This window comes from Ramlibacter sp., assembly GCF_035627355.1.
GTDB lineage: Bacteria > Pseudomonadota > Gammaproteobacteria > Burkholderiales > Burkholderiaceae_C > Ramlibacter.
Window position 1 is genome coordinate 23,667 of sequence record NZ_DASPLW010000062.1, and the last position, 22,941, is coordinate 46,607.

The 22,941-nt window shown below is 69.3% G+C and carries 30 protein-coding genes and 1 pseudogene; 24 read left to right on the plus strand and 7 right to left on the minus strand.

The window, feature by feature from the left end; all coding sequences use genetic code 11:
• Positions 1-15: 15 nt before the first annotated feature.
• Together tgt and queA are read right to left on the minus strand one after the other, a co-directional pair.
• Positions 16-1,176 (minus strand): tRNA guanosine(34) transglycosylase Tgt, encoded by a 1,161-nt coding sequence (tgt, locus tag VEC03_RS15120; protein ID WP_324916756.1) that lies wholly within the window; start codon positions 1,174-1,176, stop codon positions 16-18.
• A 55-nt stretch (positions 1,177-1,231) separates the two neighbouring features.
• A complete protein-coding gene (gene queA, locus VEC03_RS15125) occupies positions 1,232-2,260 on the minus strand; it encodes a tRNA preQ1(34) S-adenosylmethionine ribosyltransferase-isomerase QueA (protein WP_324916760.1) in 1,029 nt (342 codons plus the stop codon).
• A 50-nt stretch (positions 2,261-2,310) separates the two neighbouring features.
• Here queA and recG point away from each other — a divergent pair, with 50 nt between their 5' ends.
• The 4 genes from recG (at position 2,311) to ubiA (ending at position 7,452) form a co-directional block, all read left to right on the plus strand.
• On the plus strand, positions 2,311-4,506 hold the full coding sequence (recG, locus tag VEC03_RS15130; protein WP_324916762.1) for an ATP-dependent DNA helicase RecG: 2,196 nt from the start codon (positions 2,311-2,313) through the stop codon (positions 4,504-4,506).
• A gap of 165 nt (positions 4,507-4,671) precedes the next feature.
• Positions 4,672-5,625 (plus strand): hydrogen peroxide-inducible genes activator, encoded by a 954-nt coding sequence (locus tag VEC03_RS15135; protein WP_324916765.1) that lies wholly within the window; start codon positions 4,672-4,674, stop codon positions 5,623-5,625.
• A gap of 40 nt (positions 5,626-5,665) precedes the next feature.
• A complete protein-coding gene (locus VEC03_RS15140) occupies positions 5,666-6,592 on the plus strand; it encodes a Dyp-type peroxidase (RefSeq protein ID WP_324916768.1) in 927 nt (308 codons plus the stop codon).
• Positions 6,589-7,452 (plus strand): 4-hydroxybenzoate octaprenyltransferase, encoded by an 864-nt coding sequence (gene ubiA / locus VEC03_RS15145; protein ID WP_324916771.1) that lies wholly within the window; start codon positions 6,589-6,591, stop codon positions 7,450-7,452. Before VEC03_RS15140 ends, ubiA begins: the two co-directional genes overlap by 4 nt.
• 6 nt (positions 7,453-7,458) lie before the next feature.
• Here the strand turns inward: ubiA and proC are convergent, their stop codons facing one another.
• On the minus strand, positions 7,459-8,283 hold the full coding sequence (gene proC / locus VEC03_RS15150; protein WP_324916773.1) for a pyrroline-5-carboxylate reductase: 825 nt from the start codon (positions 8,281-8,283) through the stop codon (positions 7,459-7,461).
• 51 nt (positions 8,284-8,334) lie between these two features.
• Between proC and VEC03_RS15155 the strand changes: the two genes are divergently transcribed.
• The 20 genes from VEC03_RS15155 (at position 8,335) to VEC03_RS15250 (ending at position 20,296) form a co-directional block, all read left to right on the plus strand.
• Complete coding sequence (locus VEC03_RS15155; protein WP_324916776.1) at positions 8,335-9,909, plus strand: glycerol-3-phosphate dehydrogenase/oxidase; 1,575 nt, start codon at positions 8,335-8,337, stop codon at positions 9,907-9,909.
• 189 nt (positions 9,910-10,098) lie between these two features.
• Positions 10,099-10,467: a 50S ribosomal protein L14 gene (rplN, locus tag VEC03_RS15160; protein ID WP_091812804.1), complete on the plus strand. Its 369-nt coding sequence runs from the start codon at positions 10,099-10,101 to the stop codon at positions 10,465-10,467.
• 10 nt (positions 10,468-10,477) lie between these two features.
• The gene (gene rplX / locus VEC03_RS15165) at positions 10,478-10,795 is read left to right on the plus strand and encodes a 50S ribosomal protein L24 (RefSeq protein ID WP_324916785.1); all 318 of its coding nucleotides are present in this window, start codon (positions 10,478-10,480) and stop codon (positions 10,793-10,795) included.
• 2 nt (positions 10,796-10,797) lie between these two features.
• Entirely contained in the window at positions 10,798-11,337 is a 540-nt protein-coding gene (gene rplE / locus VEC03_RS15170) for a 50S ribosomal protein L5 (RefSeq protein WP_324916844.1), read from the plus strand.
• A gap of 9 nt (positions 11,338-11,346) precedes the next feature.
• Positions 11,347-11,652: a 30S ribosomal protein S14 gene (gene rpsN / locus VEC03_RS15175; protein WP_324916788.1), complete on the plus strand. Its 306-nt coding sequence runs from the start codon at positions 11,347-11,349 to the stop codon at positions 11,650-11,652.
• A gap of 20 nt (positions 11,653-11,672) precedes the next feature.
• Positions 11,673-12,068, plus strand: a complete 396-nt coding sequence (gene rpsH, locus VEC03_RS15180) for a 30S ribosomal protein S8 (protein WP_324916791.1) — start codon at positions 11,673-11,675, stop codon at positions 12,066-12,068.
• A 16-nt stretch (positions 12,069-12,084) separates the two neighbouring features.
• Positions 12,085-12,618 carry a 50S ribosomal protein L6 gene (gene rplF / locus VEC03_RS15185; protein WP_324916794.1) on the plus strand — a complete coding sequence of 178 codons (534 nt, stop codon included), beginning with the start codon at positions 12,085-12,087 and terminating at the stop codon, positions 12,616-12,618.
• A gap of 10 nt (positions 12,619-12,628) precedes the next feature.
• Positions 12,629-12,994: a 50S ribosomal protein L18 gene (gene rplR, locus VEC03_RS15190; protein WP_324916797.1), complete on the plus strand. Its 366-nt coding sequence runs from the start codon at positions 12,629-12,631 to the stop codon at positions 12,992-12,994.
• 18 nt (positions 12,995-13,012) lie between these two features.
• The gene (gene rpsE, locus VEC03_RS15195) at positions 13,013-13,534 is read left to right on the plus strand and encodes a 30S ribosomal protein S5 (protein WP_324916800.1); all 522 of its coding nucleotides are present in this window, start codon (positions 13,013-13,015) and stop codon (positions 13,532-13,534) included.
• A gap of 14 nt (positions 13,535-13,548) precedes the next feature.
• Positions 13,549-13,734 (plus strand): 50S ribosomal protein L30, encoded by a 186-nt coding sequence (gene rpmD, locus VEC03_RS15200; RefSeq protein WP_324916803.1) that lies wholly within the window; start codon positions 13,549-13,551, stop codon positions 13,732-13,734.
• Between the two features lies 1 nt (position 13,735).
• The gene (gene rplO, locus VEC03_RS15205) at positions 13,736-14,176 is read left to right on the plus strand and encodes a 50S ribosomal protein L15 (RefSeq protein WP_324916806.1); all 441 of its coding nucleotides are present in this window, start codon (positions 13,736-13,738) and stop codon (positions 14,174-14,176) included.
• Positions 14,177-14,194: 18 nt separating this feature from the next.
• On the plus strand, positions 14,195-15,514 hold the full coding sequence (secY, locus tag VEC03_RS15210; protein WP_324916809.1) for a preprotein translocase subunit SecY: 1,320 nt from the start codon (positions 14,195-14,197) through the stop codon (positions 15,512-15,514).
• An 8-nt stretch (positions 15,515-15,522) separates the two neighbouring features.
• Positions 15,523-15,741, plus strand: coding sequence for a translation initiation factor IF-1 (infA, locus tag VEC03_RS15215; RefSeq protein WP_324916812.1), 219 nt, complete (start codon positions 15,523-15,525; stop codon positions 15,739-15,741).
• A gap of 127 nt (positions 15,742-15,868) precedes the next feature.
• Positions 15,869-15,982 carry a 50S ribosomal protein L36 gene (rpmJ, locus tag VEC03_RS15220; RefSeq protein ID WP_271232782.1) on the plus strand — a complete coding sequence of 38 codons (114 nt, stop codon included), beginning with the start codon at positions 15,869-15,871 and terminating at the stop codon, positions 15,980-15,982.
• A 29-nt stretch (positions 15,983-16,011) separates the two neighbouring features.
• Complete coding sequence (rpsM, locus tag VEC03_RS15225) at positions 16,012-16,377, plus strand: 30S ribosomal protein S13 (protein ID WP_324916819.1); 366 nt, start codon at positions 16,012-16,014, stop codon at positions 16,375-16,377.
• 72 nt (positions 16,378-16,449) lie between these two features.
• Complete coding sequence (gene rpsK, locus VEC03_RS15230) at positions 16,450-16,854, plus strand: 30S ribosomal protein S11 (protein WP_324916822.1); 405 nt, start codon at positions 16,450-16,452, stop codon at positions 16,852-16,854.
• A gap of 132 nt (positions 16,855-16,986) precedes the next feature.
• Complete coding sequence (gene rpsD / locus VEC03_RS15235) at positions 16,987-17,610, plus strand: 30S ribosomal protein S4 (RefSeq protein ID WP_324916825.1); 624 nt, start codon at positions 16,987-16,989, stop codon at positions 17,608-17,610.
• 158 nt (positions 17,611-17,768) lie between these two features.
• A complete protein-coding gene (locus VEC03_RS15240) occupies positions 17,769-18,758 on the plus strand; it encodes a DNA-directed RNA polymerase subunit alpha (RefSeq protein ID WP_271232786.1) in 990 nt (329 codons plus the stop codon).
• A 106-nt stretch (positions 18,759-18,864) separates the two neighbouring features.
• Positions 18,865-19,260: a 50S ribosomal protein L17 gene (rplQ, locus tag VEC03_RS15245; RefSeq protein WP_324916830.1), complete on the plus strand. Its 396-nt coding sequence runs from the start codon at positions 18,865-18,867 to the stop codon at positions 19,258-19,260.
• A 328-nt stretch (positions 19,261-19,588) separates the two neighbouring features.
• Positions 19,589-20,296 (plus strand): Crp/Fnr family transcriptional regulator, encoded by a 708-nt coding sequence (locus VEC03_RS15250; protein WP_324916833.1) that lies wholly within the window; start codon positions 19,589-19,591, stop codon positions 20,294-20,296.
• Here VEC03_RS15250 and VEC03_RS15255 read toward each other — a convergent pair.
• The 4 genes and pseudogenes from VEC03_RS15255 to VEC03_RS15270 all read right to left on the minus strand — a co-directional run.
• A complete protein-coding gene (locus VEC03_RS15255) occupies positions 20,263-21,336 on the minus strand; it encodes a chemotaxis response regulator protein-glutamate methylesterase (RefSeq protein WP_324916836.1) in 1,074 nt (357 codons plus the stop codon). The two genes, VEC03_RS15250 and VEC03_RS15255, sit on opposite strands and share 34 nt — an antisense overlap.
• A complete protein-coding gene (locus VEC03_RS15260; RefSeq protein WP_324916839.1) occupies positions 21,333-21,860 on the minus strand; it encodes a chemotaxis protein CheD in 528 nt (175 codons plus the stop codon). The genes VEC03_RS15255 and VEC03_RS15260 overlap by 4 nt, the downstream gene beginning before the upstream one ends.
• A 4-nt stretch (positions 21,861-21,864) precedes the next feature.
• Positions 21,865-22,698 (minus strand): CheR family methyltransferase, encoded by an 834-nt coding sequence (locus VEC03_RS15265; RefSeq protein WP_324916842.1) that lies wholly within the window; start codon positions 22,696-22,698, stop codon positions 21,865-21,867.
• Positions 22,695-22,941: pseudogene (locus tag VEC03_RS15270) on the minus strand (methyl-accepting chemotaxis protein); the annotation flags it as partial. The gene VEC03_RS15265 and the pseudogene VEC03_RS15270, both read right to left, overlap by 4 nt.

Genomic DNA, 22,941 nt, shown 5'->3' on the forward strand with positions numbered 1-22,941 from the left:
GACGACCCGGCGCCGTCAGACGCCGCGCGCGCGGTCCTCGCGGAACTGCCGCGCGAAGGCCGCGAAGCGCTGCGCCTCCAGCGCCTCGCGGATCTCGCGCATCAGGTTCAGGTAGTAGTGCAGGTTGTGGATGGTGGCCAGCATGGGCGCCAGCATCTCGCCGCAGCGCTCCAGGTGGTGCAGGTAGGCGCGCGAGAAGCCGCCGCTGACCCTGCCGTCGGCCCGCGCGTGGCCGCGGCAGGTGTAGCAGGTGCAGGTCTCGTCCAGCGGACGCTCGTCGCTGCGGTGCCGCGCATTGCGGATCTTCAGGTCGCCGAAGCGCGTGAACAGGTGGCCGTTGCGGGCGTTGCGGGTCGGCATCACGCAGTCGAACAGGTCCACGCCGTTGGCCACGCCGTCCACCAGGTCCTCCGGCGTGCCAACGCCCATCAGGTAGCGCGGCTTGTGCGCCGGCAGCCGGTGCGGCGTGTGGGCGACGATGCGCTGCATGTCCTCCTTGGGCTCGCCCACGCTGACGCCGCCGATGGCGTAGCCGGGAAGGTCCATCTCCACCAGGGCCGCCAGCGACTCCTCGCGCAGGTGCTCGAACATGCCGCCTTGCACGATGCCGAACAGCGCGTTCGGGTTCTCCAGCCGCGCGAACTCGGCCCGGCAGCGCACCGCCCATCGGCGCGACAGCTCCATCGAGAAGCGCGCCTCGGCATCGGTCGTCACATGGCCCTTGGTCTCGTAGGGCGTGCACTCGTCGAACTGCATCACGATGTCGCTGTTCAGCGCGGTCTGCACCTGCATCGACACCTCGGGCGTGAGGAATAGCCGGTCGCCGTTGACCGGCGAGGCGAACTTCACGCCCTCCTCGCTGATCTTGCGCATCTCGCCCAGGCTCCAGACCTGGAAGCCGCCGGAGTCGGTCAGGATCGGCCGCTCCCAGCCCTCGAAACGGTGCAGCCCGCCGAACTGCGCCAGCACGTCCAGCCCCGGGCGCATCCACAGGTGGAAGGTGTTGCCCAGGATGATCTGGGCGCCCATCTCCTCCAGCGAGCGCGGCGTCACGCCCTTGACCGTGCCGTAGGTGCCCACCGGCATGAAGATCGGCGTCTGCACGACGCCGTGGTTGAGGGTCAGCCGGCCACGGCGGGCGCGGCCCTCGGTGGCGAGGATCTCGAATTGCAGCATGCCGATCAGGATCGTTGCTCAGGGGTTGCGGCGGCCGCAGGCCGCGTCGGGGTGGTCATGTTCTGCGCTCGAGCAGCATCGCGTCGCCGTACGAGAAGAAGCGGTAGCGCTGCTCGACCGCGTGCCGGTAAAGGCCCATCACGTGCTCGTGGCCGGCGAAGGCCGACACCAGCATCATCAGCGTGGACTTGGGCAGGTGGAAGTTGGTGACCATCAGGTCCACCAGCCGGAAGCGGAAGCCCGGCGTGATGAAGATGTCGGTGTCCCCCTCGGTCTGGCCGGTCAGCGCCCAGCTCTCCAGCGTGCGCACGGTGGTGGTGCCGACAGCGACGATGCGGCCACCCTGCAGGCGGGTGCGCGCGATCGCCTCCTGCGTGGCCGCCGGGATCTCGTACCACTCGCTATGCATGCGGTGCTGCGCGATGTCGTCGGTGCGCACCGGCTGGAAGGTGCCGGCGCCCACGTGCAGGGTGAGGCTGGCGCGGCGCACGCCGCAGGCCTCCAGGCTGGACAGCACCGCGTCGTCGAAGTGCAGGGCGGCGGTGGGCGCGGCGATCGCGCCGGGCGAGCGCGCGAACACGGTCTGGTAGCGCTCGGCGTCCTGCGCCGTGTCGGCGTGCTCGATGTAGGGCGGCAGCGGCACGTGGCCGTGGCGCTCCATCAGCGCGAACGGTTCGTCGCTGAAGGCGAAGTGGAACAGCGGCCCGTCCTCGTCGGGCCAGCGCCCTAGCAGGGTGGCGGTGAAGCCGCCCTCCATCGCCAGCGTGGTGCCCACGGGCGGTTTCTTGCTGGCGCGCAGGTGCACCACCGCCTCGCAGCCGCGCAACACGCGCTCGACCAGCAGTTCGACGCGCCCGCCGGTGGGCTTCTCGCCGAACAGGCGGGCCTTGATCACCTGGGTGTCGTTGAACACCAGCAGGTCGCCCGGGGTGAGCAGCGCCGGCAGTTCGCGGAACACGCGGTCGGCCGGCGGCTGGTGCCGCCCATCGAGCAGGCGCGAGGCGCTGCGCTCGGCGGCCGGTTGCTGGGCGATCAGTTCGGGGGGCAGGGCGAAGTCGAAGTCGCCCAGGGTGAATGCACGCATGCTTGAGGGCTGGACGGAGCCCGTTCCAAGTGGGAGGGCAGAATTGTCCCATGCCCGCTGCCCAGGCCCTGTCCGCGCCGCAGAAAGCCCTGCTCAAGCTGGGACTGGCACGCGACATCGACCTCGCCCTGCACCTGCCGTACCGCTACGAGGACGAGACGCGCATCGTGAAGCTGCGCGACGCGCGCGACGGCGACACGGTGCAGGTCGAAGGCACGATCACCGACAACCACGTCGCCTACCGGCCGCGCCGGCAGCTGGTGGTCACCATCGACGACGGCACCGGCGCCTGCGTGCTGCGCTTCTTCTCCTTCTACCCGTCGCAGCAGAAGGCGCTGGCGGTCGGCAACCGGATCCTCGCGCGCGGCGAACTCAAGGACAGCCTGTACGGGCGGCAGATGGTGCACCCGGTGTGCAAGCCCGCCGGTGGCACGCTGCCGCAGGCACTCACGCCGGTCTACCCCACGGTCGCGGCCTTGCCGCAGGCCTACCTGCGCAAGGCGGTGCTGTCCGGGCTGGCCCGGGCCGACCTGTCCGAGACCATCCCGGAGCCGCTCAGCCCGCAGCTGGGGCTGCAGCCCGCGTGGACGCTGCGCGAGGCGCTGGAGTTCCTGCACCACCCGGGTCCGGACACCTCGCTGGCCACGCTGGAGGACCACAGCCACCCGGCCTGGCAGCGGCTGAAGGCGGAGGAGCTGCTGGCGCAGCAGTTGTCGCAACTGCAGAGCAAGCGCGAACGCGACCGGCTGCACGCACCGGCGCTGCGCGCCCGGGCCGCCGGGCTGCACGAGCGCCTGCTGGCGGCCCTGCCGTTCGAACTGACCGCGGCGCAGCGCCGGGTGGGCGAGGAGATCGCCGCCGACATCGCACGCACCGTGCCCATGCACCGGCTGCTGCAGGGCGACGTCGGCTCCGGCAAGACGGTGGTGGCGGCGCTGGCCGCGGCCGTGGCGATCGATGCCGGCTGGCAGTGCGCGCTGATGGCGCCAACGGAGATCCTGGCCGAGCAGCACTTCCGCAAGCTGGTCGGCTGGCTGGAGCCGCTGCTCGCGCCGCTGGGGCACGGCGTCGCCTGGCTGACCGGCGGGCAGCGCAAGAAGGAGCGCGGCGCGATGCTGGAGGCTCTGGCGAGCGGCGAGGCGGCGCTGGTGGTGGGCACGCACGCGGTGATCCAGGAACAGGTGCAGTTCCGTCGCCTGGGGCTGGCCATCATCGACGAGCAGCACCGGTTCGGCGTGGCGCAGCGGCTGGCGCTGCGCAGCAAGGTGACCGCGACAGCGGTCATCCCCGCGAAAGCGGGGATCCAGTCCGACGTGCCAGAAGCCCTGGATTCCCGCCTTCGCGGGAATGACGGAAAAACGGGCGGGAATGAGGAAGAAATGGGCCGGGCAGCGGAGGTCCAGCGCTCCCTCGAACCCCACCTGCTGATGATGACCGCCACCCCCATCCCGCGCACGCTGGCGATGAGCTACTACGCGGACCTGGACGTCTCCACCATCGACGAGCTGCCGCCGGGCCGCACGCCGGTCGTCACCAAGGTGGTGGCGGACAGCCGGCGCGAGGAGGTGGTCGAGCGCATCCGGGCCCAGCTCGCGCAGGGCCGGCAGGTCTACTGGGTCTGCCCGCTGATCGAGGAGAGCGAGGCGCTGGACCTGCGCAATGCCACCGAGACCCACCAGGAGCTGGCCGCCGCACTGCCCCGCGTGCAGGTCGGGTTGCTGCACTCGCGCATGCCGGCCGGCGAGAAGAAGGCGGTGATGGCGCAGTTCGCCGGCGGCCAGATGGGCGTGCTGGTGTCCACCACGGTGATCGAGGTCGGGGTCGACGTGCCCAACGCCTCGCTGATGGTGATCGAGCATGCCGAACGCTTCGGCCTGTCGCAGCTGCACCAGTTGCGCGGGCGGGTCGGGCGCGGCGCGGCGGCCTCGGCCTGCGTGCTGCTGTATTCGCCGGGCGAGAACGGCCGGCTCGGCGACACCGCCCGGGCCCGCCTGAAGGCCATGGCCGAGACCCACGACGGCTTCGAGATCGCGCGGCGCGACCTGGAGATCCGCGGCCCCGGCGAGTTCCTGGGCGCGCGCCAGTCGGGCGCCCCGCTGCTGCGGTTCGCCGACCTCGCCACCGACACCCGGCTGCTGCAGGCGGCGCGCCGGCTGGCGCCGGCCATGCTGGATCGCTTCCCCGAGCACGCGCGGCGGCACGCCGAGCGCTGGTTGGGGGGAAAATCCGAGTACCTCAAGGCTTGAAGTGAAAGACCACCCCGAAGCGCCTGCGGCGCCTCCCCTCAAGGGGCGCCACCAGCGGCCCGGCAAAGCCGGTTCCGCGGTGGCCACTGGACTAGGCCACGCGATTTCGTACGCTACGCGTCGTGCGACGCGCAGTTGAGCAACCGACACGAAGAACCGAATCGAATGACCCTCACCGAGCTCAAGTACATCGTCGCCGTGGCCCGGGAGAAGCACTTCGGCAAGGCCGCCGAAGCCTGCTTCGTCTCGCAGCCGACCCTGTCGGTGGCGGTCAAGAAGCTGGAGGACGAACTGGAGGTCAAGATCTTCGAGCGCAGCGCCAACGAGGTCAGCGTCACCCCGCTGGGCGAGGACATCGTGCGCCAGGCGCAGAGCGTGCTGGAGCAGGCGGCCGCGATCAAGGAGATCGCCAAGCGCGGCAAGGACCCGCTGGCCGGCCCGCTCAAGCTCGGCGTGATCTACACCATCGCGCCCTACCTGCTGCCCTCGCTGGTGCGCCAGGCCATCGATCGCACGCCGCAGATGCCGCTGATGCTGCAGGAGAACTTCACCGTCAAGCTGCTGGAGATGCTGCGCACCGGCGAGATCGACTGCGCCGTGATGGCCGAACCCTTCCCCGACACCGGGCTGGCGCTGGCGCCGCTGTACGACGAGCCCTTCCTGGCCGCGGTGCCGGTCAACCACCCGCTGGCGCAGCGCGCGACGGTCACCGCCCAGGAACTCAAGAGCGAGACCATGCTGCTGCTGGGCACGGGCCACTGCTTCCGCGACCACGTGCTGGAGGTCTGCCCGGAGTTCGCGCGCTTTTCCAGCGATGCCGAAGGCATCCGCAAGAGCTTCGAGGGCTCCTCGCTGGAGACCATCAAGCACATGGTGGCGGCCGGCATGGGCGTGACGCTGGTGCCGCGCCTGTCGGTGCCGGCCGAGGCGCTGGATCCCAAGCCCCGGCGGCGCAAGGACGACCAGGCCTTCGTGCGCTACATCCCGTTCGAGGGCGAGCCGCCCAGCCGGCGGGTGGTGCTGGCCTGGCGTCGAAGCTTCACGCGCTACGAGGCGATCGCCGCGCTGCGCAACGCGATCTACGCCTGCGAGTTGCCGGGCGTCAAGCGGCTGTCCTGACGCACGCGCTCCAATCCGGCCTTTCGAGCGAACACGCGACATGCAACCCACTCCTGCCCTCTACCAGCCCGGCATCCTGGACGGGATCCCCGCGCTGGCCCGTTACGTCCTCTTCGAGATGGCCGGCGAACAGCAGCCGGCCCAGGCGATCCGCGAGGCGCTGATGCGCTTGTCGCCGCTGGCCAATGGCAGCGACGTGGTCGTCGGCATCGGCCCCTCGCTGGTCAAGGCGCTGGGCGGCGAGATCCCGGACCTGCATGAATTCCCGGCCGACTTCTCGGGTCGGGTGGAGGTGCCGTCCACGCCCGGCCAGCTGTGGTGCTGGCTGCGCGGCGACGACCTGGGCGACCTGATGCACATCACGCGACGGGTGCAGAAGGCGCTGGCGCCGGTGTTCGAGTTGCGCCACATCGTGGACGCGTTCCGCCACAAGCTGAGCGCCACCAGCGGACATGGCCGCGACCTCACCGGTTTCGAGGACGGCACCGAGAACCCGTCGGGCGAGGCCGCACTGCAGGCCGCGTTCGTGCACGGGCAGGGCTCGGGGCTGGACGGCGCCAGCTACGTCGCCGTGCAGCAGTGGGTGCACGACTTCGACGCCTTCGAAGCGCTCACCGAGCAGGACCGCGACCACCACTTCGGGCGCCGGCTGGCGGACAACGAGGAAATCGAGGACTCGCCGGTCTCGGCCCACGTCAAGCGCACGGCGCAGGAGGACTTCGACCCGCCCGCCTTCGTGCTGCGCCGCTCCATGCCGTGGATGTCGGGCACCCGGGCGGGCCTGATGTTCGTGGCCTTCGGCCATTCGCACGCGGCCTTCGAGGCGCAGATGCGGCGCATGGCCGGCCAGGACGACGGCATCGTCGACGCGCTGTTCGGCATCTCCAAGCCGGTCACCGGCGCCTACTTCTGGTGTCCGCCCATGCGCGACGGCCGGCTCGACCTGCGCCGGCTCGGCTTCGCATGACGCTGGCCCAACGCTTCGCGCTCTGGCTGGACCTGGTGCGTTGGGACCGGCCGGCCGGCTGGCTGCTGCTGCTGTGGCCCACCCTCAGCGCCCTGTGGGTGGCGGCGCACGGCTTTCCCGGCTGGCACCTGATCGCGGTGTTCACGCTGGGCACCATCCTGATGCGCAGCGCCGGCTGCTGCCTCAACGACGTGGCCGACCGCGAGTTCGACCGCCACGTCAAGCGAACCGCCCAGCGCCCGGTCACGGCCGGCCGCATCGGGGTGAAGGAGGCACTGGCCGTGGGCGCGGTGCTGGCGCTGCTGGCGTTCGCGCTGGTCCTCACCACCAACGCCGCCGCCGTCGCCTGGTCGTTCGCGGCCCTGGCCGTGGCGGTGATCTATCCGTACGCCAAGCGGGTCGTGTCCATGCCGCAGGCGGTGCTGGGCGTGGCCTTCAGCTTCGGCATCCCGATGGCGTTCGCGGCGGTGCAGTCGCGCGTGCCCCTGCTGGCCTGGGTGCTGCTGCTGGGCAACCTGTTCTGGGTGCTGGCCTACGACACCGAATACGCGATGGTGGACCGCGACGACGACCTGCGGATCGGCATCAAGACCTCGGCGATCACGCTGGGCCGCGCCGACGTCGCGGTGGTGCTGGCCTGCTACGCCGCCTTCCTGGCGATCTGGTGGGTGGCGCTGGCGCCGCGCGAGCTGGGCTGGCCCTTCCTGCTGGGCATCGCCGCCGCGGCGGCGCAGGCCGCGTGGCACTGGCGCCTGATCCGCGAGCGCACGCGCGAAGGCTGCTTCCAGGCCTTCCGACTCAACCACTGGGTCGGCTTCGCAGTATTTTCCGGCATCGTCGCCAGCTATTCGCTCAAGTAGCGCGCCTCAGTCGCGGCCGAATTCGTCGCCCAGTTCGGCTGCCCGCCGGCAGGCCGCGTGCATGGCTTCGATGAAATGCCGGCCGACCGCCGACTGCTCCATGGCGGTGAGCGCCGCGTAGGTGGTGCCGCCCTTGGAGGTGACGCGCTCGCGCAGCACCTGCGGCGGCTCGCTGGCCGTGCGCGCCAGTTCGGCGGCACCGCCGAAGGTGCCGATCGCAAGCTGCAGCGCCTTGTCCGCCGGCAGGCCCATCTGCTGGCCGGCCTGCGCCATCGCCTCGATGAAATAGAACACGTAGGCCGGGCCGGAGCCCGATAGCGCCGTGACGGCGTCCAGTTGCACTTCCTGGTCCACCCACAAAGTGGCGCCGGTGGGCGCCAGCACCTGCTCGGCCAGCGCGCGGTCCCCCGGGGTCACGGCCGCCCGTGCGAACAGGGCCGTCATCCCGCGGCCGACCAGCGCGGGGGTGTTGGGCATGCAGCGGACCACCCGCTCGCTGGCCAGCCAGCGCGCGATGCTGTCCGAACGGATGCCGGCGGCCACGCTCAGGTGCAGTGCGCCGGCCGTGTGCGCGGCGACCGGCTGCGCGGCCTCGCGAAACGTCTGCGGCTTGACCGCCCAGACCACCAGGGCGGCACGGCCTAGGGTCGAGCCGGCGGCCGCCTCGGCCTGCACGCCGTGGTCGCGTGCGAGGCGCTCGCGCGCCTCGGCCCAAGGCTCCACCACCTGCAACCGGTCCGGCGGCAGGCCCTGCCGGATCAGCCCGCCGATGATCGCCGTGGCCATGTTGCCGCCCCCGATGAAGGCGATGTGCGTGTCCTGGAGTGCCATGTCGCGGAGTCTACGTATTCGAATGGTCGCGCTGCGCGACAATCGCCGCCGATGAATCGACAGGAACTGCTGGCCCGGCTGGCCAGCCCGACGGTGTGGGACCTGGCCGTCGTCGGGGGTGGCGCCACCGGGCTGGGGGTTGCACTGGATGCCGCGGCCCGCGGCTTCTCGGTGCTGTTGCTGGAGTCGCACGATTTCGGCGGCGGCACCTCCTCGCGCGCGACCAAGCTGGTCCATGGCGGCGTGCGCTACTTGGCGCAAGGCAACATCCCGCTGGTGCGCGAGGCCCTGCACGAACGCAGCGTGCTGCTGCGCAACGCGCCCCACCTGGCGCAGCCGCTGCCCTTCGTGATGCCCTCCTACCGGCTCTGGGAGACGCCCTTCTACGGCGCCGGCCTCAAGCTGTACGACGCGCTGGCCGGCAAGGCCGGGCTGGCTCCCACCCGGCTGCTCGGCCGCGCCGCCACCCTGGAGGCGCTGCCGACCGCGCGGTCCGAAGGGCTGCGCGGCGGCGTCGAGTACTGGGACGGCCAGTTCGACGACGCGCGGCTGGCGCTGGCCCTGGCGCGGACCGCCGCGGCCAAGGGCGCGCTGCTGCTGAACTACTGCCCGGTGGTGCGCGTCCTGCACGAAGGGGGGCGCGTGCGCGGGCTGCGCTGCGAGGACCGGGAGACCGGCCGCTCCTACGAAGTGCGCGCCCGCTGCGTCATCAATGCCGCGGGGGTCTGGGTGGACCACCTGCGCCAGCAGGATGCCCAGGCCTCGGGGCGGCCGGTGCAGGCTATCGTGGCGCCCAGCCAGGGCGTCCACGTGGTGGTGGACCGCTCCTTCCTGCCCGGCCGGTATGCGCTGATGGTGCCCAAGACGGCCGACGGGCGGGTGCTGTTCGGCGTTCCCTGGCTGGGCAAGGTGATCCTGGGCACCACCGACACGCCGCGCAACGACCTGGCGCGCGAGCCCCGGCCGTTCGCCCACGAGCTCGATTTCATCCTCGGCGAGGCGGCCCGCTACCTGGCCCGGGCACCCCGGCTGGAGGACGTGCGCAGCATCTGGGTCGGGCTGCGCCCGCTGGTCAAGCCGCAGGGGGACGACGGGGCCGCGACCAAGACCCTCAGCCGCGAGCACACGGTGCTGGTCAGCCCCTCGGGGCTGGTGACGGTGACCGGCGGCAAGTGGACGACCTATCGCGCCATGGCCGAGGACGTGCTGGAGCGCTGCTTCGAGGCGAAGCTGCTGGCAAGGGCTGCCGCGGGAGTGACTACTAACTTGACGCTGGTGGGCGGGGACCTGGGTGGACGCACGGCGGTGCCGCTGTCCGAGCCTCCCGGCGCGCACCTGTACGGCTCCGAGGCTGCCGCCGTGCAGTCGCTGCCCGGTGCCGGCGCCGAGCTCGGTGGCGGGCTGACCGAGGCCATGGTCCGCTTCGCCGCCCGCCACGAATACGCCCGGACGGTCGAGGACGTGCTGGCGCGGCGCTCGCGCCTGCTGTTCCTGGACGCCGCCCTGGCCGCCCGGCTGGCGCCGGTGGTGGCGCGGCTGCTGCGGGAGGAGACGCGGGGCGACCCGCGCCAGGCGGCGTTCGCCGAACTGGCCGCCAGCTACCTGCCGCAACGCCAGCCGGCCTGAGGCCCTGCTGCTGCCCGGGGGTTTGACAAGGCCAGCGGATAAGGCATAATCGCGGGCTCGCCTATTTTTGGGCGAGCTTTCAGCCTACAGCGGAACCGGGCGGCCAGCCGGCCGGGGACGACAGGCCCAAGACTGACCTGATCGCCGTGGCGCCTGGCCCGGCATCGGGGACAAGTTGGGAATAAACAAATGATCCAGACTGAATCCCGGCTCGAAGTCGCCGACAACACGGGCGCGAAGTCCGTCCTGTGCATCAAGGTGCTCGGTGGCTCCAAGCGTCGCTACGCCAGCGTGGGCGACATCATCAAAGTCAGCGTGAAGGAAGCCGCGCCGCGCGGCCGCGTCAAGAAGGGCGAGATCTACAGCGCCGTCGTGGTGCGCACGGCCAAGGGCATCCGCCGCGGCGACGGCTCGCTGATCAAGTTCGACGGCAATGCCGCCGTGCTGCTCAACAACAAGCTGGAGCCGATCGGCACCCGCATCTTCGGCCCGGTCACGCGCGAGCTGCGCACCGAGCGCTTCATGAAGATCGTGTCGCTGGCCCCCGAGGTCCTGTAAGGGGAACGCAATGAACAAGATCCGCAAAGGCGACGAGGTCATCGTCCTGGCCGGACGCGACAAGGGCAAGCGCGGCAAGGTCGTCCTGCGCAAGGACGACGAGCGCGTGGTGGTCGAGGGCATCAACCTGGTGAAGAAGCACACCAAGCCCAACCCGATGGCCGGCACCACCGGCGGCATCGTGGAGAAGGCCATGCCGATCCACCAGTCCAACGTGGCGATCTGGAATCCCGCCACCGGCAAGGCCGACCGGGTCGGCATCAAGGTCGAAGGCGACAAGCGCGTGCGCGTGTTCAAGTCCTCCGGCGAAGAAATCAAGGTGGCATGACCATGGCACGACTGCAGCAGCATTACCGCGAGAAGGTGGTCCCCGAGCTGACCGCCAAGTTCGGCTACAAGTCGCCGATGGAAGTCCCGCGCCTGACCAAGATCACGCTGAACATGGGCGTGAGCGAGGCGGTGGCCGACAAGAAGGTGATGGACAACGCCGTCGCCGACCTGACCAAGATCGCCGGCCAGAAGCCCGTCGTGACCAAGGCCCGCAAGGCCATCGCCGGCTTCAAGATCCGCGAAGGCCAGGCCATCGGCTGCATGGTCACCCTGCGCGGCGTGAAGATGTACGAATTCCTGGACCGCTTCGTCACCGTGGCGCTGCCCCGAGTGCGCGACTTCCGCGGCATCTCCGGCCGTGCCTTCGACGGCCGCGGCAACTACAACGTGGGCGTCAAGGAACAGATCATCTTCCCCGAGATCGAGTACGACAAGGTCGATGCCCTGCGCGGCCTGAACATCAGCATCACGACCACGGCCAAGACCGACGAGGAGTGCAAGGCGCTGCTCGCGGGCTTCCGTTTCCCGTTCAAGAACTGAAGGCGCAGCATGGCCAAGACAGCACTGATCCAACGCGAACTCAAGCGCGACAAGATGGTCGCGCAGTACGCCAAGAAGCATGCGGAACTGAAGGCGATCGCCGGCGATGCCAAGCGCAGCGACGAGGAGCGCGCCGCCGCCCGGCTCGCCCTGCAGAAGCTGCCGCGCAACGCCAACCCGACGCGCCAGCGCAACCGCTGCGAGATCACCGGCCGCCCGCGCGGCACGTTCCGCCAGTTCGGCCTGGCCCGCAACAAGATCCGCGAGATGGCCTTCTCGGGCGACATCCCGGGCGTGATCAAGGCCAGCTGGTAAGCGGCGAGGAGTGACAAGACATGAGCATGAGTGATCCCATCGCCGACCTGCTGACCCGCATCCGCAATGCGCAGATGGTGGCCAAGCCGTCGGTGAGCGTGCCGGCCTCCAACCTCAAGGTCGCGATCGCCCAGGTCCTGAAGGACGAGGGCTACATCGACGGCTTCGAAGTGACCAAGGACGGCAACAAGAGCCAGCTCGAGATCGCGCTGAAGTACTACGCCGGCCGTCCGGTGATCGAGCGCATCGAGCGCGTCAGCCGCCCGGGCCTGCGCGTCTACAAGGGCCGCGACGCCATCCCCCAGGTCATGAACGGCCTGGGCGTGGCGATCGTCACCACGCCCAAGGGCGTGATGACCGACCGCAAGGCGCGCGCCACCGGTGTCGGTGGCGAAGTGCTGTGCTACGTGGCGTAAGGGGAAGGAACGAGAGATGTCCCGAGTAGCCAAGATGCCGGTCGCCGTCCCGCAAGGCGTGGACGTGCAGATCAAGGAAGACCAGATCAGCGTCAAGGGCGCGGGCGGCCAGCTGTCGCTCACCGTCAATTCGCTGGTCAAGGTGAACAACGAAGGCGGCAAGCTGACCTTCGTCCCGGCCGACGAGACGCGCGAGGCCAACGCCATGAGCGGCACCATGCGCCAGCTGGTCAACAACATGGTGGTGGGCGTAAGCAAGGGCTTCGAGAAGAAGCTGAACCTGGTCGGCGTGGGCTTCAAGGCCACGGCCCAGGGCTCGCGCCTGAACCTGGCGGTGGGTTTCTCCCACCCGGTCAACAAGGACATGCCCGCGGGCATCACCGTGGCCACGCCCGGCCCGACCGAGATCGTGGTCAAGGGTGCCGACCGCCAGCGCGTCGGCCAGGTGGCCGCCGAGATCCGTGCCATCCGTCCGCCCGAGCCCTACAAGGGCAAGGGCATCCGCTATGCGGACGAGAAGGTCGTGATCAAGGAAACCAAGAAGAAGTAAGGAGCGGACGATGTTGACCAAGAAAGAACAGCGTCTTCGCCGGGCCCGCCAGACCCGCATCCGCATCGCCACCCAGGGCGTTGCGCGGCTGACGGTGAACCGCACGAACCTGCACATCTACGCCAGCGTCATCTCCGGCGACGGCAGCAAGGTGCTGGCCTCCGCATCGACGGCCCAGGCCGACCTGCGCAAGGAACTCGGCGGTGCCGGCAAGGGTGGGAACGCCGCCGCGGCCGCACGTGTCGGCAAGCTAATCGCCGAGCGGGCCAAGGCTGCCGGGGTGGAACAGGTGGCGTTCGACCGCGCGGGCTTCGCCTACCACGGCCGCGTCAAGGCGCTGGCCGACGCTGCGCGCGAAGCAGGCCTGCAGTTCTAACGCACACGGATCAGAGACATGGCAAGAATTCAAGCGAAGACGCAAGGCGACGGTCCGGAAGACGGCCTGCGCGAGAAGATGATCGCGGTCAACCGCGTCACCAAGGTTGTGAAGGGCGGCCGGATCCTCGGCTTCGCCGCGCTGACCGTGGTGGGCGACGGCGACGGCCGCGTCGGCATGGGCAAGGGCAAGTCCAAGGAAGTGCCCGCTGCCGTGCAGAAGGCGATGGAAGAAGCCCGCCGCAACATGACCAAGGTGTCGCTCAAGAGCGGCACGCTGCACCACAACGTGGTCGGCCACCATGGCGCCGCCCACGTGATCATGGCGCCGGCCCCCAAGGGCACCGGCATCATCGCCGGCGGCCCGATGCGCGCGGTGTTCGAGGTCATGGGCATCACCGACATCGTGGCCAAGAGCCACGGCTCGACCAACCCCTACAACATGGTCCGTGCCACGCTCGACGCGCTGAAGAACTCCACCACCCCCTCCGAGGTGGCGGCCAAGCGCGGCAAGTCGGTCGAGGACCTGTTCGCCGCCTGAGCGAGGTACACGAGATGGCTACCCAACAGAACACGGTCAAGGTGCAGCTGGTGCGCAGCCCCATCGGCACCAAGGCATCGCACCGCGCCACCGTGCGCGGGCTGGGCCTGCGCAAGCTGAACTCCGTTTCCGAGCTGCAGGACACGCCCGCCGTGCGCGGCATGATCAACAAGATCGCCTACCTGGTGAAGGTTGTTTGAGATGGAACTGAATACGCTCAAGTCGGCCCCCGGCGCGCGCAAGCCGCGCCGCCGCGTCGGCCGTGGCATCGGCTCCGGCCTGGGCAAGACCGCGGGCCGCGGCCACAAGGGCCAGAAGTCCCGCGCCGGCGGCTACCACAAGGTCGGCTTCGAAGGCGGCCAGATGCCGCTGCAGCGCCGCCTGCCCAAGCGCGGCTTCAAGTCGCAGACGCGCAAGTTCAACGCCGAGGTGTCGCTGGCGGCGCTCGAGCGCCTCGGTGCGGCCGAGGTGGACCTGCTGGCCCTCAAGCAGGCCGGCCTGGTCGGCGAGCTGATCCGCAACGTCAAGGTCATCAAGTCCGGCGAGATCAAGCGCGCGGTCAAGCTGACCGGCGTCGCCGCCACCGCGGGTGCCAAGGCTGCCATCGAGGCGGCCGGCGGCAGCGTGGCCACGGCTGAATGACGCTGAAGGAAGCAGTGCGTGGCCACTAACGCAGCCCAACTGGCGAAGACCGGCAAGTTCGGCGACCTGCGTCGCCGGCTGGTCTTCCTGCTGCTCGCGCTGGTGGTCTACCGCGTCGGGTCCTACATCCCGGTGCCCGGGATCGACCCCGGCCAGCTCCAGGCCCTGTTCAAGGGCCAGCAGGGCGGCATCCTGAGCCTGTTCAACATGTTCTCGGGCGGCGCGCTGTCCCGGTTCACGGTGTTCGCGCTCGGCATCATGCCGTACATCTCGGCCTCGATCATCATGCAGCTGCTCACCTACGTGATGCCGCAGTTCGAGCAGCTGAAGAAGGAAGGCGAGGCGGGCCGCCGCAAGATCACGCAGTACACGCGCTACGGCACGCTCGGCCTGTGCCTGTTCCAGTCGCTGGGCATCGCCGTGGCGCTGGAGCAGTCGCCCGGCCTGGTGATCGATCCGGGCTTCGGCTTCCGAATGACGGCGGTGGTCAGCCTGACGGCGGGCTCGATGTTCCTGATGTGGCTGGGCGAGCAGATCACCGAGCGAGGGCTGGGCAACGGCATCTCGATCCTGATCTTCGCCAGCATCGCGGCCGGCCTGCCCAGTGCCATCGGTGGCCTGCTGGAGCTGGTGCGCACCGGCGCCATGAGCATCCTGGTCGCGATCCTCATCGTCGCCCTCGTGGTGGTGGTCACCTACATCGTGGTGTTCATCGAGCGCGGGCAGCGCAAGATCCTGGTGAACTACGCACGCCGTCAGGTGGGCAACAAGGTCTACGGCGGGCAGTCGTCGCACCTGCCGTTGAAGCTGAACATGTCGGGCGTGATCCCGCCGATCTTCGCCTCGTCGATCATCCTGCTACCGGCCACCGTGGTGGGCTGGTTCTCCGCCGGCGACTCCATGCGCTGGCTGAAGGACATCGCCGCGACGCTGTCGCCGGGCCAGCCGATCTACGTGATGCTGTATGCCGGCGCGATCGTGTTCTTCTGCTTCTTCTACACGGCGCTGGTGTTCAACAGCCGCGAAACCGCCGACAACCTGAAGAAGAGCGGCGCCTTCGTCCCCGGCATCCGGCCGGGCGACCAGACGGCCCGCTACATCGACAAGATCCTGCTGCGGCTGACGCTGGCCGGCGCGGTGTACATCACCATCGTCTGCCTGCTGCCGGAGTTCCTGATCCTGAAGTACAACGTGCCGTTCTATTTCGGCGGCACCTCGCTGCTGATCATCGTGGTGGTCACCATGGACTTCATGGCCCAGGTGCAGAACTACCTGATGAGCCAGCAATACGAGTCGCTGCTGAAGAAAGCCAACTTCAAGACTTCGCTTGGCGGCTGAGAGGAGCGATGGCCAAGGACGATGTGATCCAGATGCAGGGGGAGGTGGTCGAAAACCTCCCCAATGCCACCTTCAGGGTGAAGCTGGAAAACGGGCACATGGTGCTCGGACACATCTCCGGAAAGATGCGCATGCACTACATCCGCATCCTGCCAGGTGACAGGGTCACCGTTGAATTGACGCCCTACGACTTGTCGCGGGCAAGGATAGTGTTCAGGGCTAAGTAAGTACCAGGTGCCGGACCAAGAGCGCGAAGCGCGATTGCTCGGGCACCTCCGAGCAGGAAGGTGCCAGACCAGGATTGCGAAGCAATTTGCCCTGGCGCCTCCGATTAGAGGATTTAGGAGAGAAAGAATGAGAGTTTCGGCTTCCATCAAGAAGATCTGCCGCAACTGCAAGATCATCCGCCGCAAGGGCGTGGTGCGCGTGATCTGCACCGACCCGCGGCACAAGCAGCGCCAGGGCTGAGCAACAGGCATTCCGGAAGGTAGAGAGAAATGGCACGTATCGCCGGCATCAACATCCCGCCGCACCAGCACGCCGAAATCGGGCTGACCGCGATCTACGGCATCGGCCGCACCCGCGCCCGCCTGATCTGCGAGGCCTGCGGCATCGCCTACTCGAAGAAGGTCAAGGACCTGTCCGACGCCGAACTCGAGAAGGTCCGCGAAGCCATCGGCCAGTTCACGATCGAGGGCGACCTGCGCCGCGAGACCACGATGAACATCAAGCGCCTGATGGACATCGGCTGCTACCGGGGCTTCCGCCACCGCCGCGGCCTGCCGCTGCGCGGCCAGCGCACCCGCACCAACGCCCGCACCCGCAAGGGCCCGCGCAAGGCCGCCCAGGCCCTGAAGAAATAAGTGCCAGGGGTCGGAACCAGGAGCGCGTAGCGCGTTGCCCGGGCCCCTCACATATAGGAAGAGAGTTAAGACATGGCAAAGGCTCCCGCCAGCAACGCAGCGCAGCGCGTGCGCAAGAAGGTCCGCAAGAACGTGTCCGACGGCATCGCGCACGTGCACGCGTCCTTCAACAACACGATCATCACGATCACCGACCGCCAGGGCAACGCGCTCTCCTGGGCCTCCTCCGGCGGCCAGGGTTTCAAGGGTTCGCGCAAGTCCACGCCGTTCGCCGCCCAGGTCGCCTCCGAGGTGGCCGGCCGTGCCGCGATCGAGCAGGGCATCAAGAACCTGGACGTCGAGATCAAGGGCCCCGGCCCGGGCCGCGAATCGTCCGTGCGCGCGCTGGGCGCGCTGGGCATCCGCATCACCTCCATCTCCGACGTGACGCCGGTGCCGCACAACGGCTGCCGCCCGCAGAAGCGCCGCCGGATCTAACCGACTGGGAACGCGGTGCGCCTCGGCCCGCCGTGACCTTCCGGTCCTTGTTCGAAGCCCACTGCCTGCGGTGCTCGCATCGCAGGCTCCCGCGGCAAGTGGCCGCGGCAGACATTTGAAGGAAAGAGAAAAGTGGCACGTTATCTCGGCCCCAAGGCCAAACTCTCCCGCCGCGAAGGCACCGACCTGTTCCTCAAGAGCGCCCGCCGCTCGATCAGCGACAAGGCCAAGTTCGACTCCAAGCCCGGCCAGCACGGCCGCACCTCGGGCCAGCGCACCAGCGACTTCGGCCTGCAGCTGCGCGAGAAGCAGAAGGTCAAGCGCATGTACGGCGTGCTCGAGAAGCAGTTCCGCCGCTACTTCGAGGAAGCCTCGCGCCGCAAGGGCAACTCCGGCGCCAACCTGCTGTTCCTGCTGGAATCGCGCCTGGACAACGTGGTCTACCGCATGGGCTTCGGCTCGACCCGCGCCGAGGCGCGCCAGCTGGTCAGCCACAAGGCGATCACGGTCAACGGCCAGCCGGTGAACATCCCGTCCTACATGGTCAAGACCGGCGACGTGATCGCCGTGCGCGAGAAGTCCAAGAAGCAGAACCGCGTTGTCGAGGCCCTGCAGCTGGCCCAGCAGGTGGGCATCCCCGCCTGGGTGGAAGTGAATGCCGACAAGGCCGAAGGCACGTTCAAGAAGGTGCCCGACCGCGACGAATTCGGCGCCGACATCAACGAGTCGCTGATCGTTGAGCTGTATTCGAGATAAGCAAGGGGAAGACGGGGCTGCTTCGCGGACCCGACCACCGGGCTGCTGCCGTGCAGCCCATCTCCGCAGTTTCCGTTCCCGCCGGGGAGGCATCCCCGCCGGGCACTTCGCCAGCCTTACCGGTGTAACGAGCCGGGGGTATTGAGAGGAAGTCCTGCATGCAAACCAATCTGCTGAAACCCAAAGCCATCAATGTGGAACAGCTTGGCACCAACCGTGCCAAGGTGACGCTGGAGCCGTTCGAGCGCGGCTATGGCCACACGCTGGGCAACGCCCTGCGCCGCGTGCTGCTCTCCTCGATGGTCGGGTATGCGGCAACCGAAGTCACCATCGCCGGTGTGCTTCACGAGTACTCGTCGATCGACGGCGTCCAGGAGGACGTGGTCAGCATCCTGCTGAACCTCAAGGGCGTGGTCTTCAAGCTGCACAACCGCGACGAGGTCACCCTGTCGCTGCGCAAGGACGGCGAAGGCGTCGTCACCGCGGCCGACATCCAGACCCCGCACGACGTCGAGATCATCAATCCCGAGCACGTGATCGCGCACCTGTCGCAGGGCGGCAAGATCGACATGCAGATCAAGGTCGAGAAGGGCCGCGGCTACGTGCCGGGCACCATGCGCCGCTACGCCGACGAGCCGACCAAGTCGATCGGCCGCATCGTGCTGGACGCCTCCTTCTCGCCGGTCAAGCGCGTCAGCTACACGGTCGAGAGCGCCCGCGTCGAGCAGCGCACCGACCTGGACAAGCTGGTCGTCGAGATCGAGACCAACGGCGCCATCACGGCCGAAGACGCCGTGCGCGCCTCGGCCAAGATCCTGGTCGAGCAGCTCGCCGTGTTCGCCCAGCTGGAAGGCAGCGAATTGGCCGCCTTCGACCAGCCGGTGCAGCGCAGCAGCCAGCAGTTCGACCCGATCCTGCTGCGTCCGGTCGACGAGCTGGAACTCACCGTGCGCTCGGCCAACTGCCTGAAGGCCGAGAACATCTACTACATCGGCGACCTGATCCAGCGGACCGAGAACGAGCTGCTCAAGACCCCCAACCTGGGTCGCAAGTCGCTCAACGAGATCAAGGAAGTGCTGGCTTCGCGCGGGCTCACGCTCGGCATGAAGCTCGAATCCTGGCCGCCCGCCGGCCTGGACAAGCGGTAACGCTCCGCAAACAGGAACCAAGGCTGCTGCGCGGCCTTGTCCTTCGGAAGGTGAACATCCCAGTACCTGATACGGCTGGGATCATTGATAAGGAAAGGAAATCACCATGCGCCACGGCCACGGCCTTCGCAAACTCAATCGCACCAGCGAGCACCGCCTCGCGATGCTGCGCAACATGATGAACTCCCTGATCGAGCACGAGGTGATCAAGACCACGCTGCCCAAGGCGAAGGAACTGCGCCGCGTCGTCGAGCCCATGATCACCCTGGGCAAGCAGGACTCGGTCGCCAACAAGCGCCTGGCCTTCGACCGCCTGCGCGACCGCGACAGCGTCGCCAAGCTGTTCGGCGAACTGGGCCCGCGCTACCAGTCGCGCCCGGGCGGCTACACCCGCATCCTGAAGATGGGGTTCCGCGTCGGCGACAACGCGCCGATGGCGCTGGTCGAACTGGTCGACCGGCCCGAACCCGCCGCCGAGGGCAGCGAGCCGGCCGCCAGCTGACCGTACCCTCCGCCACCCCGACGCCCACGCTTGCCGTGGGCGTTGTTTTTTCCGGCCGGTGTTGCCGGAACCTGCGGCGGAATGTCGGATGCATCACATCCAGCAACGGACCGCGTCGGAGGTCACTGTTGCGCCGCACAATCGCGACATGCAGCAAACATCCTGTTACGTGCGGCCGGCCAGCGCCCGGCCGAACCGCCGGATGCCCGGGCTGCTCCCCCGACCCGATCCCCGGTGACTCCACTCTCCCATGCTGGACCTTGATTCCGTCCCCCGTGCCCCGGGGCCCGCTTGCACTCTGCGCGGCCCCGGCGGCTGCGAACAATGCGTGACGCGGCCCGCCTGCATCCTCGCCAACCAGAGCCCGGAGATGCTGCGCTCGCTGCAACCCGCCATCCGCGAGATCCGGTTCCGCAAGGGCGACGTGCTGCTCGAGGAGGGGCAGCAATCGGACGAGGTGAAGGTGATCAAGGTGGGCAGCGTGTTCGGCTACCGCTGCGGCCTGGACGGGGCGGCGCGGCCGATCGGCATCGCGGGTCGGGGCGCGTCGTTCGGGATGTTCAGCTTCTTCGGCCAGCCCAACCAGGTCACCGGCATCGCCGCCTCGGCAGGCCGCGCCTGCGTCATCCCGGTGGTGGCACTGAGGGCCCGCGCCAAGGAAAGCGCCCTGCTGGCCGAGCAGATCGCCGCCAGCATGGTGCGCGGCTGCGGCTCCATCGCCGCCTGGTCGGAGTGCATGCGCGTGCAGGGCATCACCAACCAGCTCGCCTATGCCGTGCTGCTGCTCTCGCAGGCGCAGCGCAGCACGGTGGTGGAGCTGCCCACCCATTCGGCGCTAGCGGCGCTTCTGGGCACCACGCGCGAGACCATCGCGCGGGCGCTGGGGACGCTGGAGCGCGAAGGGGTCATCATCCGCTTCGAGCGCCGCCTCTGTGAAGTGATCCGCAGCCGGGTCGTGGCCCTGCTCAACGCCAGCCGCGCCCAGCAACCGGTCCTCGGCGGCTATCTCGAATCCGACGGCATCCTGCCGGCGTAGCGCACGATCTCCCCGGCCAGCGCGCCCAGCGGCACCACCCGGTCGACCCCGCCGGCGCGGATCGCTTCCCGGTTCATCCCGAACACCACGCTGCTGGCCTCGTCCTGCGCCAGCGTCAAGGCCCCGGCCCGCTGCATGTCGCGCAGGCCGAGGGCGCCGTCGGCGCCCATGCCGGTCATGATGATGCCCAGCGCGCGTGCACCGGCGGCACCCGCCACCGAGCGGAACAGCACGTCGACCGAAGGACAGTGGTGGTGCACCGCCGGTCCGCAGCGCACCTCGACGAAATAGCCGGTTCCGCCGCGCCGCAGGCTCATGTGGCGTCCGCCGGGCGCGATCAGCACCCGGCCCGGCAGCACTGCGTCGCCGTCGCGTGCCTCCCGGACGTCCAGCCGGCACAGGCCGTCCAGCCGCTGCGCGAATGGCGCCGTGAAGGCCTCCGGCATGTGCTGCACCACCACCATCCCCGGGATCCCGTCCGGCAGTGCCTTCAGTACGGACTCCAGCGCCTGCGTGCCACCGGTCGAGGCCCCGAGGGCGATCACATGGCTCGCGGCTTCCCGGTCGGCCACGGGAAGGCTCGCTGTGCCGGCCGGCTCCAGCGCCACTGGCTCGCCCGCCGCGGGCAGCCGGCGCACGTTGGCCAGCGCCGCCGACCGCACCGCCTGCACCAGCTCGCCCGCCGAGGCGTGCAGGTGGGCGCGCACGCCGGCCTTCGGCTTGGCCACGACCGCGACCGCACCGGCTGCCAGCGCCGCCACCGTCATGGCCGCGCCGTGGCCGGTCAGGCTCGAGCAGACCACCACCGGCGTCGGCCGCTGCGCCATCACCTGCCGCAGGAAGGTCAGGCCATCCATGCGCGGCATCTCGATGTCCAGCACGATCACGTCGGGCCACTGGCTGCGCATCCGCTGCAGGGCAAACAGCGGGTCGGCGACCGCCGCGATCACCCGCAGCCGCGGGTCCTGCGACAGGATCTCCGTCAGCGCCTGCCGCACCACGGCCGAGTCGTCGACGACCAGCACCCGGATCGGGGTCATGCATTGCCCTCCAGCGCGGCGCCCGGCGACGGCGGCGGACGCCGCAACCACACGTCGCCGCTCCACACGTCGAAGATCACGTTGCGGTGTCCCTGCCCGCCCAGGTCGTGCGTGAGCAGCCGCAAGCCCTCGCGCTCCAGCAGGGCGCGCCCGGCCGCCATGTTGCGCCGGGAGATGTCGGGACCGCCGCGAGCGCCTTCCCCGGAGAACATGCAGCCACCGCCGAACAGCTTGGCCTGGTAGTCCGCCGGCACGGTGCCGGCGCGGCGGATCTCGCGCAGCAGCAGTTCCATCGCTTCGTCGCCGTAGCGCCCGTCCAGCGGTTGGCCGGCCGTGCGCGGGCGCGGACGCTCCGGCAGCATGAAGTGGCACATGCCGCCGATGCGCCGCTGCGGATGCCACAGCACGATGGCGACGCAGGACCCCAGCACCGTGCGGATGCGCGTCTTCTCGTCGCCGAACCAGAGCTCGCCCGGCTGCAGGAAGATCTCCAGGACGTCCGGCGGCGCGGGCGGGTTGGCCATGGGCTCAGGGCTTGAGGTAGGTGGCGGGGGCGACCGCCTTGAGCCCGGTGCGCAGGCCGGCCAGGCTCTCCGAATGGCCGATCAGCAGGTGGCCGCCCGGACGCAGGCAGGCCAGCACCCGGTCCAGCACGGCCTGCTTGGTGGGCGCGTCGAAATAGATCATCACGTTGCGCAGGAAGACCAGCTCGAACTCGCCCAGTTGCGGCAGCGGCGCATTGAGGTTGACCTGCATGAAGCGCACGCGCGCGGCGACCTCCGGCGCGATCGCGAACACGCCTTCGTGCCGCCCGGTGCCCTTCAGGCAATGCGCGTGCAGCAGCGCCGGCGGGATGTGGCTGGCACGCGCCATCGCATAGCGCGCGGTCCGGGCGCGCTCCAGCACCCGCGAGCTGAGGTCGGAGGCGAGGATGTCCCAGGGGCCGTCGCCCAGCGTGCTGCGCAGGACCAGCGCGATGCTGTAGGGCTCTTCCCCGCTGGAGCAGGCCGCGCTCCACACGCGCAGCGGCTTGCCGCCCGCATGGGCCGGCACGATCTGGTCGCGCAGGAAATCGAAGTGGCGCGGCTCGCGGAAGAAGTAGGTCTCGTTGGTGGTCAGCAGGTCCACCGCGATCTGCCGCTCCGGGGCATGGAGCGGGCTGTGCAGCAGCTCGTAGTAGTCGCCGAAGCGCTGCAGCCCGTGGTGCCGCAGCCGCGACGCGAGCCGCCCCGCCACCAGCGCCTTCTTCTGCTCGCCCAGGTGGATGCCGGACTCGCGGTAGATCCAGGCGCTGAAGGCGCGGAACTCCTGGTCGCCGAGCGCCTGGGCGACGAATGGCGGTGGCGGAGGGGGTGGGCTCACCGGGCGCCGGCCAGCTGTCCCGGCCAGCCCCCTGCCGGTGCCGCAGGCGCCGCACCAGCGTCGACGGCTGCCGCGCTGCGTTCCTCGACCCGGAAGAATCCGATGAGCTGCTGCAGGGCCTGGGCCTGGCTGCTCATTTCCTCGGAGGTGGCGGCCAGCTCCTCGGCGGCCGAGGCGTTCTGCTGGGTGATCTGGCTCAGCTGCCCCATGGACACGTTGATCTGGCCGACGCTGGTGGACTGC

What these genes read in the sequence shown, in the direction of transcription:
- rplR (WP_324916797.1), top strand. Translation starts at nt 12,629, where the DNA reads ATGTTGACCAAGAAAGAACAGCGTCTTCGCCGGGCCCGCCAGACCCGC.
- VEC03_RS15240 (WP_271232786.1), top strand. Translation starts at nt 17,769, where the DNA reads ATGCAAACCAATCTGCTGAAACCCAAAGCCATCAATGTGGAACAGCTT.
- VEC03_RS15140 (WP_324916768.1), top strand. Translation starts at nt 5,666, where the DNA reads ATGCAACCCACTCCTGCCCTCTACCAGCCCGGCATCCTGGACGGGATC.
- rpmD (WP_324916803.1), top strand. Translation starts at nt 13,549, where the DNA reads ATGGCTACCCAACAGAACACGGTCAAGGTGCAGCTGGTGCGCAGCCCC.
- rplE (WP_324916844.1), top strand. Translation starts at nt 10,798, where the DNA reads ATGGCACGACTGCAGCAGCATTACCGCGAGAAGGTGGTCCCCGAGCTG.
- VEC03_RS15135 (WP_324916765.1), top strand. Translation starts at nt 4,672, where the DNA reads ATGACCCTCACCGAGCTCAAGTACATCGTCGCCGTGGCCCGGGAGAAG.
- rplX (WP_324916785.1), top strand. Translation starts at nt 10,478, where the DNA reads ATGAACAAGATCCGCAAAGGCGACGAGGTCATCGTCCTGGCCGGACGC.
- rpsN (WP_324916788.1), top strand. Translation starts at nt 11,347, where the DNA reads ATGGCCAAGACAGCACTGATCCAACGCGAACTCAAGCGCGACAAGATG.
- queA (WP_324916760.1), bottom strand. Translation starts at nt 2,260, where the DNA reads ATGCGTGCATTCACCCTGGGCGACTTCGACTTCGCCCTGCCCCCCGAA.
- rpmJ (WP_271232782.1), top strand. Translation starts at nt 15,869, where the DNA reads ATGAGAGTTTCGGCTTCCATCAAGAAGATCTGCCGCAACTGCAAGATC.
- rpsH (WP_324916791.1), top strand. Translation starts at nt 11,673, where the DNA reads ATGAGCATGAGTGATCCCATCGCCGACCTGCTGACCCGCATCCGCAAT.
- rpsK (WP_324916822.1), top strand. Translation starts at nt 16,450, where the DNA reads ATGGCAAAGGCTCCCGCCAGCAACGCAGCGCAGCGCGTGCGCAAGAAG.
- rplQ (WP_324916830.1), top strand. Translation starts at nt 18,865, where the DNA reads ATGCGCCACGGCCACGGCCTTCGCAAACTCAATCGCACCAGCGAGCAC.
- VEC03_RS15155 (WP_324916776.1), top strand. Translation starts at nt 8,335, where the DNA reads ATGAATCGACAGGAACTGCTGGCCCGGCTGGCCAGCCCGACGGTGTGG.
- proC (WP_324916773.1), bottom strand. Translation starts at nt 8,283, where the DNA reads ATGGCACTCCAGGACACGCACATCGCCTTCATCGGGGGCGGCAACATG.
- rplN (WP_091812804.1), top strand. Translation starts at nt 10,099, where the DNA reads ATGATCCAGACTGAATCCCGGCTCGAAGTCGCCGACAACACGGGCGCG.
- rplF (WP_324916794.1), top strand. Translation starts at nt 12,085, where the DNA reads ATGTCCCGAGTAGCCAAGATGCCGGTCGCCGTCCCGCAAGGCGTGGAC.
- tgt (WP_324916756.1), bottom strand. Translation starts at nt 1,176, where the DNA reads ATGCTGCAATTCGAGATCCTCGCCACCGAGGGCCGCGCCCGCCGTGGC.
- rplO (WP_324916806.1), top strand. Translation starts at nt 13,736, where the DNA reads ATGGAACTGAATACGCTCAAGTCGGCCCCCGGCGCGCGCAAGCCGCGC.
- rpsM (WP_324916819.1), top strand. Translation starts at nt 16,012, where the DNA reads ATGGCACGTATCGCCGGCATCAACATCCCGCCGCACCAGCACGCCGAA.
- recG (WP_324916762.1), top strand. Translation starts at nt 2,311, where the DNA reads ATGCCCGCTGCCCAGGCCCTGTCCGCGCCGCAGAAAGCCCTGCTCAAG.
- VEC03_RS15260 (WP_324916839.1), bottom strand. Translation starts at nt 21,860, where the DNA reads ATGGCCAACCCGCCCGCGCCGCCGGACGTCCTGGAGATCTTCCTGCAG.
- VEC03_RS15255 (WP_324916836.1), bottom strand. Translation starts at nt 21,336, where the DNA reads ATGACCCCGATCCGGGTGCTGGTCGTCGACGACTCGGCCGTGGTGCGG.
- ubiA (WP_324916771.1), top strand. Translation starts at nt 6,589, where the DNA reads ATGACGCTGGCCCAACGCTTCGCGCTCTGGCTGGACCTGGTGCGTTGG.
- infA (WP_324916812.1), top strand. Translation starts at nt 15,523, where the DNA reads ATGGCCAAGGACGATGTGATCCAGATGCAGGGGGAGGTGGTCGAAAAC.
- rpsE (WP_324916800.1), top strand. Translation starts at nt 13,013, where the DNA reads ATGGCAAGAATTCAAGCGAAGACGCAAGGCGACGGTCCGGAAGACGGC.